Genomic DNA, 17,990 nt, shown 5'->3' on the forward strand with positions numbered 1-17,990 from the left:
ATTATATAATCACATTAATCCGGGACAAAGGTTCAACATGACAGAATTTGTGGCAAGCGAATCAATGATGGAATATTTCAACAACCTTGAAAATAAATTGAATCATGAAATACAAATAGCGGGTAAAGCACGCTCTCATGGCAAAGACCCAAGCTCTAACGTTGAAATACCAGTTGCCAAAGACCTTGCTGACAGAGTTGAAAATCTTATAGGGGTATCCGGAGTAGCAGAACGCATACGTGAGCTTGAGAATGAAAAATCAAGGGAAGAAGCTGCACTGTCTCTTGGTAAAGAAGTGGCAGAAGGTTATGTTGGCAATTTTGAATCAAAAAAGGATTCAGTAGAATCTGCAATCCGTGTAGCGGTTGCCATGCTTACAGAAGGTGTGGTTGCTGCACCTATTGAAGGTATTGATAGTGTCAATCTGGCAAAAAATGACGATGGAACTGAATATATAAGCATTTTTTATGCAGGTCCTGTCCGGAGTGCAGGAGGAACAGCACAGGCTCTTTCTGTTCTTGTAGGGGATTATGTTCGCAGAGGACTGAATATCGACCGATATAAACCCCGTAAAGAAGAGGTTGAGAGATATGTTGAAGAAATCACACTCTATCGCCGGGTTGCTGGGCTTCAATATATGCCTTCAGAAGAAGAGATACGTTTAATTGTGGAAAATTGTCCCATATGTCTTGACGGAGAACCGACTGAGCAGGCGGAAGTAGAAGGCTATAGAGACCTTGAGAGAGTAGGAACCAACCGTATTCGTGGGGGAGTGGGGCTTGTACTTGCAGAAGGAATCGCACTTAAAGCTCCCAAGATACAAAAATATGTGAAAAAATATGATATCGATGGGTGGGAATGGCTTGATACCCTGATGTCAGGTGAAAAAAGTGAAAATAAGGATGATGGTGGCGGTACAGAAGAAAGCAGTGAAACTAAAAAAAGTGATAAAAAGCCAAAACCCAAAGATAAATATCTCCGAGACCTTATAGCTGGAAGACCTGTTTTTTCACATCCATCCCGTCCGGGAGGGTTCCGTTTAAGGTATGGAAGGTCGCGAAATACCTCATTCGCTTCTGCAGGGATTAACCCTGCAAGTATGGTAATCATGGATAAATTCATTGTGGCTGGAACCCAGTTAAAGGTGGAAATACCCGGAAAAGCTATGGGTATGGCACCGGTGGATTTTATCGAAGGACCTACTGTACGGCTAAAATCGGGAGATGTTCTCCGAATCGATGATGTGAATGAAGCCTATGAATTATCTCCACAGGTTGAGCATATCATAGATATTGGTGAAATGCTGATAAATTACGGGGATTTTTTGGAAAACAATCATCCGCTTGTTCCTTCTCCCTATTGTTTTGAATGGTGGATTCAGGAATACAGAAATACGGTTTCTGATACACGTACTGATGAAGAACTTGAAGACCTTACACAGAATGAAGCCCTCAGTATATGTGACCAGTATAATGTACCACTACATCCGAAATTCACCTATCTCTGGCATGATATAACACCTCGGGAATTTGAAAATCTTGCCAGATTTGTATCAGAACATGGAAATCTATCCGATGATAATAGTGTGCTGCAAATTCCTTATGATGATGCGGATGATAATGGAATCAAAGTAATACTTGAAAAACTGCTTTTGTTCCACAAAGTAAGAGATGGTATGATTCTAATATCTAAACCCCTCCCATTTATCCGTTGTCTGGGTCTGGATTCACACTTGGAGTTAAAATGGAATGATATAGACTTTGGTGATGAGGATGCACAGAATGCTATAAATGATGTAAGCGGTTTGGTCGTAAGGGATCGTTCACTTACACGGGTGGGTGCAAGGATGGGACGACCAGAGAAGTCAAACCGAAGAAAAATGTCACCTGTTCCTAATGTATTATTTCCAATAGGTGAATCAGGTGGGAATACCCGTCAACTCGATGATGCCAGCAATTATAAAGCTACAATGAATAGTAAAGTAGGTGAGATTAAAGTTGAAATCGGAACGCGGGAATGTCAATCCTGTGGGATAGAAACCTATGAATGCAGATGTTATTGCGGTGAATTTACTGTTCCCATAAAGTCCTGTCCTTGGTGTGATATAAAAGCAAATGATGGAGTTTGTCCTAAATGCGGGGCAAAAGCAAATTCAGTAAAAACAAAAAATATAGATTTTAAAAGTATTTACCAGAAAGCCTTTGAAAATCTTGGAGAACGTGATAATTTTGAATCATTCAAGGGTGTCAAAAGGCTAATGTCCAAAAATATGACTCCAGAACCCATTGAAAAGGGAGTCCTGCGAGCTAAATATAACCTCTATACTTTCAAGGATGCAACAGTAAGGTATGATATGTCTGATATTCCTTTAACCCATATACGTCCGGATGAATTAGGTGTTACAGCGTCCCAGTTACGTGAACTTGGATATACTGAAGATATATATGGAAAATCTTTTACTGAAGATGACCAGATTGTATGTTTGAAGGTACAGGATTTGGTTGTTCCCTATGATGCTGCTGATTATCTCCTAAAAACCGCCCAGTATATAGATGATTTACTTGTAAAATATTACGGACTTGAACCCTATTATAATGCAAAATCAATCGATGATATTGTAGGGGTGCTTTTGATGGGGCTTGCCCCTCATACATCTGCAGGTGTTCTTGGAAGGCTTGTTGGGTTTACCAAAGCATCAGTGGGATTTGCTCATCCTTTCTTCCATGCAGCTAAACGACGGAACTGTGATGGTGATGAAGACTGTGTAATGCTTCTTATGGATGGACTTATTAATTTCTCTCCAGAGTACCTTCCGGATAAACGAGGAGGTAAAATGGACGCACCACTTGTTTTAACAACTCGAATAGATCCCAATGAAGTGGATAAAGAAGCTCATAATATTGATGTATGCCCCAGATATCCGTTAGAATTCTATGAATCAACATTGGATTTCACTAATCCCAAAGATTTTGAAGATACTATGGATATAGTTAATAACAGATTGGGTACACCGCAGCAGTATGATAATTTCCTGTATACTCATGATACAACAGATATTGCAGCAGGTCCAAAGATAAGTGCCTACAAAACCTTTGGTAGTATGCTTGAAAAAGTAGACTCTCAACTGGAACTTGCTGATAAGATACGTGCAGTAGATGCATCGGATGTTGCCGAAAGAGTACTTATGTCACATTTTTTGCCAGACCTAATTGGAAACCTTAGAGCTTTCTCCCGTCAGGGAACCAGATGTGTGAAATGTGGTGAAAAATTCAGACGTCCGCCATTGTCCGGTAACTGTATTAGGTGTGGAGGAAAAGTTATCCTTACAGTTCATGAAGGAGCGGTCAAAAAATATCTTGATATATCCAGCAAGGTAGCCAATGATTACAATGTTTCAGAATATACAAAACAGCGAATTGAAATTATAGGATATGAAATCAAGTCATTGTTTGAAAATGATAAATCAAAACAGATAGGGTTATCGGATTTCATGTAATTATAATCCGATAGCATTAATATGATTAACCAGTTCTGTAAGATTTTCCAGTTCTAATTCCAGCACTTCATCAGGAGTCATGCTGATAGACATTTCACCATCGACTGTCAGGCAATCAGGTCCTCTTCTAACAAGTCTATCCACCCCATCATTTGATAAAACCTTTTTAACTTCTGGGTCATGCATGAAAGCTCTGCCGGGTATTAATACTGTTTCTTTTATCTGGGAAAGGTCAAGATTTTGCAGGTCATTTATTGTCATAAGACATCCTATGTCCTTATCAACATTGACAACGTTAACTTTCCCTCCCAAATTATCAAAAATTTCCTGCAAACGTGGGGCAGCAACATTGCTTGTAATAACAGTGGCTTCTTTTTTAACTTCTGGAAGTTTTGACATAAATTTTTCATTGTTTCTGATTGCAAACGGTGAGCCGATATAAGGGTCTTCAAGCGGAGTTCCTGTGATTCTTAGATTGTGTTTTGATTCAGCATTTCTGACAATCTCTTTAAACTCATCGATATTGTGGGTGGTAATACCATCCAGTATGGGATGATTTTCAAGGATTAATCCTTCTTTGCTACTGTTTGCAAACCTCATGATTATTGCACCATCTGCACCCATTTCTTCAAGGTCACTTAATGTTTTATCAAGCACTTCGCCGTCATTTATTCCTGGTATAAGTACAAGTGCAGTATAAACCTCACAATTTTTACAGAATTTTTCAAGTACTTCCAGTGATACTTCTGGTTCAGGGTCTTTCATGTATTCATTTCTTAGTTTTGGGTCTGTTGCAAAAACAGTAAATGTAACTTCATTTACGCCTTTATCAATGAAAAAATCTGCATCATCCTTATTGTTGAACCCCTTTCCGCTGGTATATCCAAGATGGATGGGTTTTTCAAATTTTGAAAGAGAATTAACAAGCTCTTTAAGTTCAGGATAGCAGCTAACATCCCCACCGCCACTAATTGTAATCTTATCGGTATAAGGATTGAAGTACAGGTTCTGGGATACCTCCTGTAGTACAATTTGTACTGGTTTAAAGCCGGGATAAGATTCTTTAACACTGCGTATACAGTAATCACATCCTTTCTTAAAAGGAAAACAATGTTTACATCCAAAAACTGGGATATTTTCGTCTTTAACCTTGTTAAAATAACAATATTTACAAAAACCATTACAATCAATGCCTGGGTTTCCACCAATATCAGCAACAATTCCCATATTATCTGTGGTTACTCAATTAGAAGTTTTATTTAAGCTTTGTTAGTATAATTTAATATATTTTTGTGTTTTTCAAATATTATTTAAAAATCTGGATTTTGTTAGCTTTGTTATTTTCAGGGGTATAAAAAATCATTAAAAATCAATATAATTGTTTAATTTTAAATTTTGGTTTTCTTTTATAATGGTGTAATATATAAATATGAGGATTATAGTCTTAATTAATGGGTTGTTGTTAATTTAAAATCGGGAGTTTATAATTATCAATTGTGTTAATATATAAAAAATCGTCCCGATAAATGCAAAAGCTTTAAACCTAATTGGTTTATAGACAAGTAGTGAAATAACTTCAGGATTATTGTACAACATGAGCAATAATCCCAAGTGATTGTTCAACAACCGATGTTGTGCATTCAAATCCTGAGATAGTTATTTCCAAAAACCAAAATGGAGGTAGAATCGTGGCTGATAATATAGATCTCTACAATGACAGAGGAAAATTGTTAGAAAGCAATGTTGACTTAATGGACATTGCACCAACAAAGAACGATGCAATCAAGAAAATTATCGACGATACCAAGAAATCAGTAGCAATCAATCTTAATGGTATTCAAAAAGCACTTTCAACAGGTAAAATGGGCGGAAAAGGCCGACATATACCTGGATATGAACTCGATTATGACCTTGTCGGAAATGCAGATAGCATCCGTGATTCCGTAGAGGAACTTGTAAGAGTAGACCCAAATGACGATACCAATGTTGAATCACTTTATGGTGGTAAACAGCTACTTATCCAAGTACCAGATGAAAGGCTTCAGGCAGGAGCTGACTATGCATCAGCAACTACAGTAGGTGCAGCAGCAACTGTACAGTCCATTATAGATAACTTCAACACTGATATGTTCGTGGCACCTATCGTAAAAGCAGCTGTATGGGGTAGTTATCCACAAACAGTTGACCTTTCAGGAGGAAACATAGCATCTATTCTCAAGATACCTCAGCAGAATGAAGGTCTTGGCTACTCCTTGAGAAACATTATGACAAACCACATTGTAGCAATTACCAACAAGAAAGCAATGAATGCTGCATGTCTTTCATCCATCTATGAACAGGTAGCCATGTATGAAATGGGTAACGCAGTAGGAGAATTTGAAAGACAGCAGTTACTTGGACTTGCTTATCAGGGACTTAACGCAAACAACCTTGTCTATGATATTGTAAAAGATAACGGTAAAGATGGTACAGTAGGAACTGTTATTGATTCAACTGTCAACAGGGCACTTGAAGACAATGTAATATCTGTTGATAAAACAGCACCATCAGGATATTCATTCTACAAAGCAAACGATGTACCAATGTGGAATGCATATTCAGCTGCAGGTCAACTCGCTGCTTCAATGGTAAACTGTGCTGCAGGTAGGAGCCCACAGAACGTATCTTCAACCTTGCTCTACTTCAACGACATAATTGAAAAAGAAACAGGACTACCCGGATGTGACTATGGTAGAGTACAGGGTACTTCAGTCGGTTTCTCATTCTTTAGTCACTCCATCTATGGAGGAGGAGGACCTGGTATCTTCAATGGTAACCACATTGTAACCAGACACTCAAGAGGATTCGCGATACCATGTGTTGCAGCATCAGCATCACTTGATGCAGGTACCCAGATGTTCACACCTGAAGCAACTTCCTCACTTATAGGAGATGTATTTGGTTCAATAGAAACATTCAGAGAACCAATTGATGCAGTAGCAAAAGCACTTTAATCAAATCTTTAGGTTTACACAGGAAGTAATATAATGGTTGAAACCGCTTCAGAGCCAGATGAAGAATATTTGCAAATAGAATTATTCCCCACAAGATTGTTAAAACCAGAAACGACTCAAAATCTCTTGGAAGAATTGAGTGAAGTGGACGGAATTATAAGAGCGTTTATTCATGGACCACGTCTTCCCCTGTCGGTACCTTCAGGACCAGCAACAGGTCAGGATGTAGAGCACCCTCACAGAAAGGTTATACAGATAGGCGATACAGCGATTGAATTATCTATAAGTGTAGGAAGGATACGTCTGGAAATCACAGATAAGGATGTTGAAAAAGAGATAGAGTCTATAGCTGAAAGGGTATTGCCCTGTAAATACGAACTCAGAGAAGGGTATTTCATACCCAAAGAATCGACAGTGACCGATTATGCCAAGCGGGGACCCAATGCTGACCCGAAAAGGCGTGGCTTGTCTGATCCCAAAGCGAGTGAAGAAAGCCAGGTTTTTGTGCTGAACAAACCTGAAAACGAAGATGAGGAATGATTGGTATGCCTATATTCGGTCGGGAAACACAAGTAGTAGATTGCAGACACGGGATGGGACAGTGTAAAGGTGGAGGTCTTGCCCAGGAAGGAACACTTTCTGAAGCTGCCCGTCCTGATGTAATAGCAGTTGCAATGGGTCCCGGCAGAAGGCATATCACAAAACCCGTCTGTGAACTAACCTACGGGATGCGTCAGGCTGGTATACAGGTCAGTGTACTGGTGCTGAGCGGAGGTACTGGTCAGCCGGAATCTGGTCTGATATCCGGTAGCTTTGGAATTGAACCCGAGGAAACAGACCAAATTGCAAGGCATAAACTTGCAGTTATCCATGTAGGTAATGTGGCTCAACATATAATAAAAAAAATAAGAACAATCCTTGAAAATGTGGAAATACCTGCAATTGTTGTAAGTCAGGCTCTGGTAGATTTTGAAGACCTGGCAGAAGCGGGAATAAAAACCAGATATGTTAAACCTAAAGATGAAGATATTCTCTCAAAAGGGACGGTTATGGAAATTGTAACAGGAGTTACACGAGGAGAAGCCAGTTCCAGAGATAAATTAAATGAACTTGTTAAAGATGTTAAAAACACATTAAAATCCATTGAATAAAAGGAGTGATAATATGGCAGAAATTGAGAAACAGTATTATCCAGGTAAAACATCTGTTGCAAACAACAGATCTAAACACATGTCAAATGATCTCGAAAAACTTCGAGAAATATCAGATGAAGACCTGACCCTAATATTAGGACATCGTTCACCTGGAAGTGATTACCCAAGCACCCATCCACCACTGGAAGAAATGGGAGAACCAGAGTGTTCAATCAGGGAAATCGTAGAACCAACAGAAGGTGCAAAAGCTGGAGACCGTATAAGGTATGCTCAGTGGGTAGATTCAATGTACAATGCACCTGCTACACCATACTTCAGAACCTACCATTCAGCAATTAATTTCAGAGCGGTAGACCCAGGTACACTTTCCGGTCGTCAGCTGGTTGAAGCCCGTGAAAGAGATATGGAAAAAATAACAAAAGTACAGCTTGAAACCGAAATGACCTGTCCAGGTCTTGCAGGACTTAGAGGAGCAACTGTGCACGGGCACTCACTACGTCTCCAAGAAGATGGTGTAATGTTCGATATGCTTGACAGACGCAGACTCGAAAACGGCACCATTGTTATGGACAAAGACCAGCAGGCAAGACCGATTGATAAGAAGGTTGACCTTGGTAAACCAATGTCTGAAGATGAGGCAGCCAAAAGGACTACCATATACAGAGCAGACAATGTACCATTCAGAGAAGATGATGAAGTAGTTGAATGGGTACACAGAATATGGGAACAGAGAACTGAATATGGATTCCAGCCAAAATAAACGAGGTGATATAAATGGTGGATAAAGACAAAGAAAGAAGGTTTAAGAAAGATTTAGAAAGAAAGTTCACCCAGGAATTCGGAGATAACAAACAGAGTGGCGGTGAAATAACAGACAAAAAGACAGAGTACCAAAGAATGGGTGTTGCTCAGAGCCCCAGAAAGATGGAAATGATGAAAGCAGGTCAGGAACTATCCAAAAAGAGAGGTCTTGTAGGATACAACCCTGATCTTCATGCAGGCGGAGTTCAGCTTGGTCAGAGGGCACTGACACCATCATACCTGTCTGGTACAGACATGCTCACCGAAATGGATGACCTTCACTATGTCAACAACGCCGCAATGCAGCAGATGTGGGACGACATTAGAAGAAACTGTATTGTAGGTATGGACAGTGCTCACGAAACACTGGAAAAAAGACTCGGTATTGAAGTAACACCTGAAACTATCAACCACTACCTCGAAGTCTTAAACCATGCAATTCCTGGAGGTGCAGTCGTTCAGGAACATATGGTTGAAACCCATCCAGGGCTCACCGAAGATTGTTATGTAAAACTATTCACCGGTGACGACGACCTTGCTGATGAAATTGATGACCAGTTCCTTATTGACATAGATAAAGAATTCCCAGAAGACCAGGCACAGCAACTCAAAGAATCCATCGGTAAGACTACCTGGCAGGTTGCACACATACCAACAGTTGTAAGCAGGACAACAGACGGTGGTCAGACACGTAGATGGATGGCAATGCAGCTTGGTATGTCTTTCATTAATGCATACCACATGTGTGCAGGTGAAGCAGCAGTAGCTGACCTTTCATACGCTGCAAAACACGCATCTGTTATCAACATGGGAGAAATGCTCCCGGCAAGAAGGGCCCGTGCTGAAAATGAACCAGGTGGTATTCCATTCGGACACATGGCTGATATCATCCAGACCAGTCGTGCATATCCAGATGACCCGGCAAAGACAGCACTGGAAGTTGTCGGTGCAGGATGTATGCTCTATGACCAGATCTGGCTTGGATCATACATGTCTGGTGGTGTAGGTTTCACCCAGTATGCAACAGCAGCATACACCAACAACATTCTGGATGACAACCTCTACTACGATATTGAATACATAAACGACAAATACAACAATGCTGCAAAACCGGGAGCTGACAACAAAGCACCAGCAACCATGGATGTTGTTAAGGATATCGCAACAGAATCCACTCTCTATGGACTTGAGAACTACGACAGATATCCAACTGCACTTGAAGACCACTTCGGTGGTTCACAGAGAGCAACAGTACTCTCAGCAGCAGCAGGTTCAGCAACTTCCATTGCAACCGGTAACTCCAATGCAGGTCTTTCCGCATGGTATCTTAGCATGTACCTGCATAAAGAGGCACACGGACGTCTCGGATTCTTTGGATACGACCTCCAGGATCAGTGTGGAGCAGCAAACGTATTCTCCTACCAGTCCGACGAAGGTCTGCCACTTGAACTCCGTGGTCCAAACTATCCAAACTACGCAATGAACGTAGGACATCAGGGAGGATATGCAGCAATCACATCCGGTGCACATGCAGGACGTGGTGACGCATTTGCAACAAACCCACTGATTAAGATTGCATTTGCTGATGACCTTCTCCCATTCGACTTCAAAGAACCAAGAAGAGAATTCGGTAGAGGTGCACTCAGAGAGTTCAAACCTGCTGGTGAAAGGTCACTAATCATACCGGCAGAATAAACAAAAACTTTAAGGTAGACGTTTTAAAACGTCTATCTCTTTCTTTTTTACCTCAAAAATAAAAATGGCTGATTAACAGACAAATGGGGACAGAGCTTTCTTATTATTCTTCAACAACTTTTATATTTGCCCCGATTTTTCGCATATCTTCAAAGAAATTTGGATATGATATAAATACTGACTCAGCTGTGTCAACAGTAGTATCACCTGCAATCAATCCTGCAATAGTTAATGCCATGACAATTCTATGGTCGTGCCAACCATAAACATTGGCTTTTTTTAGGTTGCCTCCATTAACTGTAAGTCTATCTTTTTCTTCTTTGACTTTAATGCCCATTTTTTGGAGTTCATTTGCCATAGCATGTATCCTATCAGTTTCTTTGTAGCGGACATGTTCTGCATTTCTTATAACCGTGGTTCCTTTGGCAACAGCACCAAGAACAGCAATTGTTGGAAACAGGTCAGGAGATGCCCCTAGGTCAACAGTTATTCCATTCAGGTAGCCTCCATTCACAGTAACATCACCTTTATCTTTGTCCCAGTGAATGTTTGCTCCCATTTGTTTCAGTATATCGATAATTTTCACATCACCCTGTTTGGATGGGAACAGGTTTTTAACTGTAACCTTGGAACCTGTCATAGCAGTTGCTGCCAGTAGATACGATGCGGATGAAAAATCGCCCGGAACAGTGTACTCCTTGAGGTCATAGCTTTGTTTTGCAGGAATTATAAATTTGGTATTGTGGTTTTTGTCAACAAAAATCTCGCATCCAGCTTTTTCTATAATTTCAGTGGTTATGTCAACATATGGTTTTGATTTTAGTTCTCCTTTTATTGAAAGTGTAGTACTATTGTTTGTAAGAGGACAGGCGATTAAAAGAGCAGATACAAACTGGGAACTAATAGAACCGTCAATTTTTGTGATAGCGCCTTTGAGTCCACCTTTGACGACAAGAGGTGCACGTCCGTTATTCCTTGTTGAGAATACATCTACACCAAGATTTTGCAACACTTCAAGCAATGGGCTATTAGGTCTTGTACGTACTGAACGGTCACCTGTTAAAACAGTAACACCATTTGTAAGACTGGCTAATGCTGTCATGAAACGAAGTGTTGTACCAGAATTTTCAACATCAATCACATCCTCAGGAACATGCGGTGCACCATCAATACCATTAATCTCCAGTTTATTGTTCTTTTTTTCGATATTGGCACCAAACATTTCACATGCTCTTATAGTTGCTTCTGTATCAGCAGAAAGTAGAGGTCTATGGATTGTTGATTGATATGACATTGACCCGATAGTTATTGCTCTATGAGTGTAACTTTTGGATGGAGGTGCATACAGTTCACCATGCAATTTTGAATTATCGACTCCTACTTTCATTAATAAACCCCTTTTATGATATCTTCTATTTTATCCCAGTCATGCTCATATATATGCGCAGAAACACTTATAGTGGTTATTTTTCCGGTGGACACTCCGGATTTCTCGGCTACATATCTGAGTAAACCTGATAATCCGTAAAGGTTTGCTGGATATGCCCCTGCAAAATCATGGCTTCGAAATAATGTAGTTAAATGTAGTTTACTATTCCGGATTTTAAAATCATCTATTATCATACAGGGAACTTCATCCACTTCAGTATCTATAGGAGGCACCCATGTCACAGCAGTTGCTCTTCTTGTGGACGAACTTTCTGTCAATTTGTCAATAACATAGGAAATCTGGTCAATTTGATCATTCCAGTTTCTAAGACGCTGTCCATAGGTATATTCAAAATTCTGGGAATTATCTCCGCTAATAAGCTGTTTTGAATATTCATCCAGACGTTCTCTATTCCAGGAAAAATCTTCTGGGATTTGTTTGGTATACGGGTCATCAATAGTTATCATCAGATTCATATATTCCAAAATCTGACTTTTTCTTTCATCAGTTATCACACTGCCCTGATTCCAGATAGTATTAATACCCCTGTACCATGCATCACTTATTGTGCGAGCCTTTATGACCCTCCCTATAGATGTATCTACAGTCATTGTTGTCTCCTCGAATCCAGCCAGACTATGAACCATTCTTCTGTCTTTATATAAAAAACTCTCACCTTTTTTCAGTATTTCTGTCATAGATAATTATTTAATCTTAACTTTTTATATATCCAGAAAGGATAGAAAACAGTTGTATGTATAATCATCGCAGATATAATCGATTATAATATAATAGGCGACAATATGCAAATCTTTGAGATAGAACTGGATTCAGAAGATTTTCTGGCCTCATTAAAAGATCCCGGTACAGTATATCTGCACAGTCTTCCGTTATCTCGACTTGTAGACAGAATATTGGCAGCATCTACGTTTCAGAAACAAGGCGAAAAAAATGGATATTCAGGACTAGGGTGGTAATAAATTTGAAAGCCGCTTTTTTAATTTTAAAAACAGATAAAAAATCATCTGGACTTATTTAACCAGATGAGTAACAATGTATTAATACATTGATTTAAGACGCTTGATTCTTTCCTCTGTAACTGGGTGGGTTCTGAACAGACTGGCTAAAGTTTTACCTTTAAGCGGGTTGACAATAAACATATGTGCAGTGTTCTCAGAAGCTTTTACTTCATCTTTTCTTGGTTTATAGCTTGCAGCACCCTGTTCCAATTTTGATAATGCATTTGCAAGTGCCCATGGTTTATGGGTGATTTTTGCACCTTCGGCATCTGCTGCAAATTCACGGGAACGGGATATTGCCAGTTGGATTATAGTGGCTGCAATTGGAGCAAGGATAGCAAGTGCAAGATAGCCTATAATATTGTTACCACCTTCATCATCTCTGCCAAAACCTCCGAATATCGCAGCCCACTGAGCCATATAAGCAAGCATTGTAATGGCACCGGCAATAGTGGCTGCTATAGTACTTACAAGTGTATCACGGTGTTTTACATGTGCCATTTCATGGGCAAATACGCCTTCAAGTTCTTCAGGTGTCAACAGGTTCATTATACCGGTAGTTGCAGCAACTGCTGAATTTTCCGGATTTCTCCCGGTTGCAAATGCGTTGGGCATGGAAGTTTCTACAACGTATACTTTTGGCATCGGAAGATTAGCTTTTGTTGCAAGATTTTTAACGATACTGTACAGTTGAGGATATTCGGATTCGTTTACTTCCTTTGCACGGTACATTTTAAGAACAATTTTGTCGCTGTACCAGTAACTCGCAAAATTCATTATAACGGCTATTAGAAATGCAAATATGAGGCCACCACGTCCACCGATTGCTCCTCCAATTACTATAAGGAGTCCGGTTAGGGATGCCAGTAGCAGTGTGGTTTTAAATGTTTCTTTTCTCATGTTTACCCCATAGGTTTTAAGTTTACATGTTAATATTTTTTTGATTAAAATTTATTATTGAAAAGTTGTGTCTGTGTCAAGTAGTAAACACTTTCAATATGTTAAACTAGCGTATTCTTATTAAAAGTTGTGCTACATGATGTTATTCATTTAAGTTAATTAGAATTAAAAATACTGGTTTAACTCTAATATAAATTGCTTTTTCAAATATATATACCTTATGTACAATAAGTTTATTGTTTTGTAAAAAATAAGAGTTTAGATTTTTTTTACTACCGGCGTTTTTGGAAGGTTGTTTTTCGCTGTAGTTTTCGTTATTATTAATATCCTTGTCCATGTCGGGACTGGTTTTCTTAATTGTGTTTTCAGTGGTGTTTTTGCTTTTTGCAAAATCAGGTATGTTCTTTTTAATCATATCGGCTTTTTCAGGATTTTTATCCTGCAGGTTTTCAAGAGCTTTTTTCTGCCCTCTTACAGATACATTCATGGCATGTTTTATGGCGCCTTTTGCAGGTTCGGGTACTTTGTCATGTACATTTTTTAAGACGGTTAGGTGTTTTGAAGTAGCGTTTGCAACTTTTTCTTCAAGTGCTGTTACATTCATATTTTCAGTATTTGCTTTTTTTATCAATTCCTGTGTATTATTCATTTCATTTGCATATTCTCTAACTCGTTCATTTACCAGTTTTTCTTTACTGGCATTTCCTTTTATTGAATTGATTCTGTTATTTGCAAATTCAAAATCTTATTTTTGCAGCTTTTACAGGATTGGTATCGCCCATTGATTTCAAAGATTTTTCTCTATCTCTTGAAGACGCTTTCAGTGAATCGTTTATTGCTTCCTGTGCAGGTTTTGGCAAATCATTTCTTACCCTTTCAAGTATTAGTTGATGTTTGGTTGTTGTATTTGCAATTATCCCCTGAATATCTCCTCTCTGAGCTGAATCGGAAATAGAGTTTCCAGTTTTGATAGTATTTTCTATCTGTTTTTCATATTCATTTGACATTTCCTCGGAAAGCTGGTGGTTCCCTTTCTCAGCCATTGCTTTTGCTTCTGCAAGCCTTTCTTCAGCAATGCTCAATCCATATCAGGATTTTTCTTCATTCCCTGAGTTAAATACACCCTGTATTGATTCCATTGCTTTATCCAATCCATATAATGGACTGTCAGGTGTTATACCCGGGTCGGGTAATTTTTCTTCCTGTGCAGTTGCACCTATGCTGAACATTATAATCATTATGCTGGTAGCAACCAGTGCTTTTACATATGTTCCTTTCATCGATATCATCTTCAAGGTTTTTAAATTCCTTCAAATGTTATGTTTTCGTCAATGTCCATGCTTTCTATCAATCTGTCAGGTTCTTTTGTTTCATTTTCCAGTGATTCTATTTCTGTATCTGTCAGGTTGGCATTGTTTTTGGCAAGTATTGAACTTGTATTGTCAGTAGTTGTTTGTTGATTTCGCTGTCTGGAGATGAATCTGAATTGATGCATCCTGAAAGCATAATGCTTGGAATGAGCAATATTAATACAATGAGATGGTATGTCCTGCTCATGTTTATTCATCCCTCATTGTTGTACTTACACTGGTGTTGTTACTGGTGGTATTTTCGATGTCCTCGTCCAAATCAGCTTCTAATTTTTTTGAACTGTTGTCGATGTCAAAATCACCTTCTGAAAAAACAATACTTCCCACGCCATCAGCATTAAGTTCGATATTTTCGCCGTTGACCATCACGTTAAGGCTTGAGCCTGATACGTTTATATTACCGCTCAAACCATGATATACCAAAGCTCGGTTGTCTTCCAGACCTTCAGGCTTATTTTCGTTCCTGTTAACTTTAGAATAATTACCGGTAATGTTTACTTTTGCATCACCTGAAAAGTCTTTAATTACCATTTTTGCATCTGTAGTAGATATATTGATGTCAAGACTTCCTGATAAAACCGCAGTACCATTACCTGAAGCATTAATATCTTCTTTATCATCAAGTTTTATGGAATCGTTTCTGTAATCCTTTATTTGTTTAAAAATTTCTTTTAATATGTTATTTCCTTCTTTAAGCTCGCGGATTGCTTTTTGAAGCTTTAATTTTGCTTCTTTTATGCTTTTTTTATTAGTTGTTTTACTGTATATCTTTCCAGCATCATTCTGATATTCTTTTATATTACTGATTTTTTCTTTATATCCATTAAGCAGTTCTTCTACATCGCTAACGTTTTTACCTTCTGATTCCAGTTGTTTAATTTCTTTTTCAATCCGTAATGATATGGATTTTGATTTTTCAAGGTGTTCGTTAATACGCTCATTGACTGTTTTTATTGCTATAGAATTTGAATTTGTCTGAGCATCTCTCCATATTTCACGAGTCTCATCGGATGTTTCTGAAATTCTTTCTCTGGTTTCTGCGGATTTTAGTTCAGTTCTTTTTTGTTTTAACTCGTTTATATACTCGTTTAAATCTTCAAGACTTTTATTTGTAAAATTTGCATCTGATGAATTAATATTGGTCTTTTTATTTTCAAGATGTTTTATCATATAAGCCAGAGTGCTGTTTAGGTAGTTTTTAGTGGCATTTATCACTTTTTTAGAATTTGGATTCAATTTATTACCGGAAACTTTTTTGTTTATAGCATGAAAGTTAGATTTTGCTTTTGCATAATTGTTTCTTGCATTTTCAAGCTGTTTTTTCTTTTCTTCAACCCTTTCCTGCTTTCTTTCAATTTTTTCTTCACTTTCTTCTAATTTCTCTTCCTGCTTTTCTTTTTCACTTTCATTTAGTGATTTGTTCTTTGTTATTTCTGGTCTTTTGTCATCTGTATCTCTTACTCTATCTTCTGAAGCGGATACAGTTACTGGTATAGTACTTATAATTAGTAGTATAACTGTTAAGCATGAAAGGATTTTCTTTGTATTCAATTTCATCTTTTACACCTCCATTATTACAATACAACCACTGATTTTTTGAAAATTTAAATATACTTTAGTCTATGAAATATATAGGTCAGTTTAAATCTTAATCAAAGTTTTATAAACACTTCATTCCCTTTAAAAAACTTTATGAACCTTTGGATAAGTTTATGATAAAATATATATGAAAAAATGTTAAACATAATGATGTGTGCCTTAAAAATATATTTAAACTAATATCCTGCATAATATTGGTACTGCTTTTAATCATCCCAGTTAATGCAGAAACAACTGCAACTGTGTATGGTGAAATTTACAACTGGAAAACGTTTGAACCCGTTGAAAATGCAATTGTTACTGTAAACTCTACTCCAAAGCAGTCGATTGTGGCAGAGTATGGAGTATATACATTTAGTTTATCTCCTGGTGATTATCAAATAACAGCAAAATCCTATCAAAACGGCACAATTGCTTATAGGACACAGGAAAATATAACCATTAAAAGTGGAGGCAATTATTCTCTGGATTTGTTGCTCACACCGGTATATGATACAAATCTTCTTAATGATACTGAATCATCACAGATTTCAGAAAGTTTTGAAAATGATTCAAAGCTTATTGATGGTAAAGAAGATGATAACCATCTGATAATATATCTGGTACCTGTAATTGTTTTTTCACTAGCTGCTTTATTTTTTATAGTCTTTAAAAGATTTTATAGTGGACAAAATGATACTGTAAATGAACTACAACCATTTGCAGATTTTCAAGATCCAGAACAATTATTAATGGATGAGGACTCATTGCCTGATGATTTACAAAAAGTATTTGATGTTGTAAAAAAAAGTGGAGGTCGAATTACTCAAAAAGACCTCCGGAATAGATTGAAATACTCAGAAGCAAAAATAAGTCTTATGATATCTGATCTTGAAGAAAGGGGATATGTTGAAAAATTTAAAAAGGGTCGTGGTAATGTAGTACGAATTGTTGATGAATTGAATGATAACAATGAATGAAAAGCGAAAAAATATTAGTTATGAAATTATCTTTATCATAGTTAAAACCAAGAGGGTATAAATGAGAGTTTCAATGGATATTGAATTACAGGATAGACCTGGTCAATTGCTCCAGGCACTACAGCCCATATCGGATTTAAAGGGGAATCTCATATCTGTGGTTCATCATCATGAAAAAGAAAAAAATCGCCGCAGTAAGATTCCTGTACAATGTGTAATTGATATCGACCCAGAAAAACTTGATGAACTAAAATCACAACTTAAAGATCGAGGAATAGGTGTAGCAAAAGTTGGAGAACAGCGTTTTGTTGAGCGTGGTGCAGTAGTTCTGATAGGGCATATTGTACATAATGACATTCAAGATACCATAGATACAGTAGACAGAACAGGTTATGCTGAAGTAGTGGATTTGACATTATCCATGCCCAAAATAGACCAGACATCTTCGGCTTTTTTAAAAATTGATGCAGTAGGTAAAGAAGAATTGAATGATTCAATTTCCCTGCTGAAAGAGGTCGCTAAAGAAAAAGACCTGCTTGTAGTAGAGCCTATTGAAACTTAATTTACATAAAGGT

The 17,990-nt window shown here is 38.0% G+C and carries 16 protein-coding genes and 1 pseudogene; 9 read left to right on the plus strand and 8 right to left on the minus strand.

What is annotated here, in order from left to right; translation table 11 throughout:
* Window positions 1-37 precede the first annotated feature (37 nt).
* Window positions 38-3,496, plus strand: a complete 3,459-nt coding sequence (locus QZ276_RS01090) for a DNA polymerase II large subunit (protein ID WP_292484500.1) — start codon at window positions 38-40, stop codon at window positions 3,494-3,496.
* Here the strand turns inward: QZ276_RS01090 and mmp10 are convergent, their stop codons facing one another.
* Window positions 3,497-4,723, minus strand: coding sequence for a methyl coenzyme M reductase-arginine methyltransferase Mmp10 (gene mmp10 / locus QZ276_RS01095; protein WP_292484502.1), 1,227 nt, complete (start codon window positions 4,721-4,723; stop codon window positions 3,497-3,499). It lies immediately after the preceding gene.
* A 461-nt stretch (window positions 4,724-5,184) separates the two neighbouring features.
* On the opposite strand from mmp10, the gene mcrB reads away from it, so the two are divergent.
* Genes mcrB through mcrA form a run of 5 tightly spaced genes read left to right on the plus strand, consistent with a single transcriptional unit; the run spans window position 5,185 to window position 10,139 of the window.
* Window positions 5,185-6,489 carry a coenzyme-B sulfoethylthiotransferase subunit beta gene (gene mcrB, locus QZ276_RS01100; protein WP_292484504.1) on the plus strand — a complete coding sequence of 435 codons (1,305 nt, stop codon included), beginning with the start codon at window positions 5,185-5,187 and terminating at the stop codon, window positions 6,487-6,489.
* Between the two features lie 33 nt (window positions 6,490-6,522).
* Window positions 6,523-7,029: a methyl-coenzyme M reductase operon protein D gene (gene mcrD / locus QZ276_RS01105; RefSeq protein WP_292484506.1), complete on the plus strand. Its 507-nt coding sequence runs from the start codon at window positions 6,523-6,525 to the stop codon at window positions 7,027-7,029.
* Window positions 7,030-7,034: 5 nt separating this feature from the next.
* Window positions 7,035-7,640, plus strand: coding sequence for a methyl-coenzyme M reductase I operon protein C (mcrC, locus tag QZ276_RS01110; protein ID WP_292484547.1), 606 nt, complete (start codon window positions 7,035-7,037; stop codon window positions 7,638-7,640).
* A gap of 13 nt (window positions 7,641-7,653) precedes the next feature.
* Entirely contained in the window at window positions 7,654-8,403 is a 750-nt protein-coding gene (mcrG, locus tag QZ276_RS01115; RefSeq protein ID WP_292484508.1) for a coenzyme-B sulfoethylthiotransferase subunit gamma, read from the plus strand.
* 14 nt (window positions 8,404-8,417) lie between these two features.
* The gene (mcrA, locus tag QZ276_RS01120; RefSeq protein WP_292484510.1) at window positions 8,418-10,139 is read left to right on the plus strand and encodes a coenzyme-B sulfoethylthiotransferase subunit alpha; all 1,722 of its coding nucleotides are present in this window, start codon (window positions 8,418-8,420) and stop codon (window positions 10,137-10,139) included.
* Between the two features lie 103 nt (window positions 10,140-10,242).
* Here the strand turns inward: mcrA and aroA are convergent, their stop codons facing one another.
* The gene (gene aroA, locus QZ276_RS01125) at window positions 10,243-11,526 is read right to left on the minus strand and encodes a 3-phosphoshikimate 1-carboxyvinyltransferase (RefSeq protein WP_292484512.1); all 1,284 of its coding nucleotides are present in this window, start codon (window positions 11,524-11,526) and stop codon (window positions 10,243-10,245) included.
* Window positions 11,526-12,179 (minus strand): thymidylate synthase, encoded by a 654-nt coding sequence (locus tag QZ276_RS01130; RefSeq protein ID WP_292484549.1) that lies wholly within the window; start codon window positions 12,177-12,179, stop codon window positions 11,526-11,528. The genes aroA and QZ276_RS01130 overlap by 1 nt, the downstream gene beginning before the upstream one ends.
* Window positions 12,180-12,371: 192 nt before the next feature.
* On the opposite strand from QZ276_RS01130, the gene QZ276_RS01135 reads away from it, so the two are divergent.
* Complete coding sequence (locus tag QZ276_RS01135) at window positions 12,372-12,545, plus strand: hypothetical protein (protein ID WP_292484514.1); 174 nt, start codon at window positions 12,372-12,374, stop codon at window positions 12,543-12,545.
* A gap of 81 nt (window positions 12,546-12,626) precedes the next feature.
* Here QZ276_RS01135 and htpX read toward each other — a convergent pair whose 3' ends face one another.
* The 5 genes and pseudogenes from htpX to QZ276_RS01160 form a co-directional block, all read right to left on the minus strand.
* A complete protein-coding gene (gene htpX, locus QZ276_RS01140) occupies window positions 12,627-13,487 on the minus strand; it encodes a zinc metalloprotease HtpX (protein ID WP_292484516.1) in 861 nt (286 codons plus the stop codon).
* Between the two features lie 142 nt (window positions 13,488-13,629).
* Entirely contained in the window at window positions 13,630-14,136 is a 507-nt protein-coding gene (locus tag QZ276_RS01145; protein ID WP_292484519.1) for a hypothetical protein, read from the minus strand.
* 88 nt (window positions 14,137-14,224) lie between these two features.
* Window positions 14,225-14,776, minus strand: a pseudogene (locus QZ276_RS01150) (DUF5667 domain-containing protein).
* Window positions 14,777-14,787: 11 nt separating this feature from the next.
* Window positions 14,788-15,054 (minus strand): hypothetical protein, encoded by a 267-nt coding sequence (locus QZ276_RS01155; protein ID WP_292484521.1) that lies wholly within the window; start codon window positions 15,052-15,054, stop codon window positions 14,788-14,790.
* Complete coding sequence (locus QZ276_RS01160; protein ID WP_292484522.1) at window positions 15,047-16,414, minus strand: hypothetical protein; 1,368 nt, start codon at window positions 16,412-16,414, stop codon at window positions 15,047-15,049. The genes QZ276_RS01155 and QZ276_RS01160 overlap by 8 nt, the downstream gene beginning before the upstream one ends.
* Window positions 16,415-16,650: 236 nt before the next feature.
* Here QZ276_RS01160 and QZ276_RS01165 point away from each other — a divergent pair, with 236 nt between their 5' ends.
* Both QZ276_RS01165 and QZ276_RS01170 read left to right on the plus strand, forming a co-directional pair.
* A complete protein-coding gene (locus QZ276_RS01165) occupies window positions 16,651-17,415 on the plus strand; it encodes a hypothetical protein (protein ID WP_292484524.1) in 765 nt (254 codons plus the stop codon).
* A 61-nt stretch (window positions 17,416-17,476) separates the two neighbouring features.
* The gene (locus QZ276_RS01170) at window positions 17,477-17,977 is read left to right on the plus strand and encodes an amino acid-binding protein (RefSeq protein ID WP_292484526.1); all 501 of its coding nucleotides are present in this window, start codon (window positions 17,477-17,479) and stop codon (window positions 17,975-17,977) included.
* Window positions 17,978-17,990 lie beyond the last annotated feature (13 nt).

Origin of the sequence: Methanohalobium sp. (assembly GCF_018609725.1) — an archaeon.
In the GTDB taxonomy this organism is placed as follows: domain Archaea; phylum Halobacteriota; class Methanosarcinia; order Methanosarcinales; family Methanosarcinaceae; genus Methanohalobium.

Excerpts from the sequence above, each read along its gene's own strand:
- mcrD (WP_292484506.1), top strand. The coding sequence starts at position 6,523 with ATGGTTGAAACCGCTTCAGAGCCAGATGAAGAATATTTGCAAATAGAA.
- mcrA (WP_292484510.1), top strand. The coding sequence starts at position 8,418 with ATGGTGGATAAAGACAAAGAAAGAAGGTTTAAGAAAGATTTAGAAAGA.
- mcrG (WP_292484508.1), top strand. The coding sequence starts at position 7,654 with ATGGCAGAAATTGAGAAACAGTATTATCCAGGTAAAACATCTGTTGCA.
- QZ276_RS01130 (WP_292484549.1), bottom strand. The coding sequence starts at position 12,179 with ATGACTGTAGATACATCTATAGGGAGGGTCATAAAGGCTCGCACAATA.
- mmp10 (WP_292484502.1), bottom strand. The coding sequence starts at position 4,723 with ATGGGAATTGTTGCTGATATTGGTGGAAACCCAGGCATTGATTGTAAT.
- aroA (WP_292484512.1), bottom strand. The coding sequence starts at position 11,526 with ATGAAAGTAGGAGTCGATAATTCAAAATTGCATGGTGAACTGTATGCA.
- QZ276_RS01090 (WP_292484500.1), top strand. The coding sequence starts at position 38 with ATGACAGAATTTGTGGCAAGCGAATCAATGATGGAATATTTCAACAAC.
- QZ276_RS01135 (WP_292484514.1), top strand. The coding sequence starts at position 12,372 with ATGCAAATCTTTGAGATAGAACTGGATTCAGAAGATTTTCTGGCCTCA.
- QZ276_RS01155 (WP_292484521.1), bottom strand. The coding sequence starts at position 15,054 with ATGAATAAACATGAGCAGGACATACCATCTCATTGTATTAATATTGCT.
- QZ276_RS01160 (WP_292484522.1), bottom strand. The coding sequence starts at position 16,414 with ATGAAATTGAATACAAAGAAAATCCTTTCATGCTTAACAGTTATACTA.
- htpX (WP_292484516.1), bottom strand. The coding sequence starts at position 13,487 with ATGAGAAAAGAAACATTTAAAACCACACTGCTACTGGCATCCCTAACC.
- QZ276_RS01170 (WP_292484526.1), top strand. The coding sequence starts at position 17,477 with ATGAGAGTTTCAATGGATATTGAATTACAGGATAGACCTGGTCAATTG.
- QZ276_RS01145 (WP_292484519.1), bottom strand. The coding sequence starts at position 14,136 with ATGAATAATACACAGGAATTGATAAAAAAAGCAAATACTGAAAATATG.
- mcrC (WP_292484547.1), top strand. The coding sequence starts at position 7,035 with ATGCCTATATTCGGTCGGGAAACACAAGTAGTAGATTGCAGACACGGG.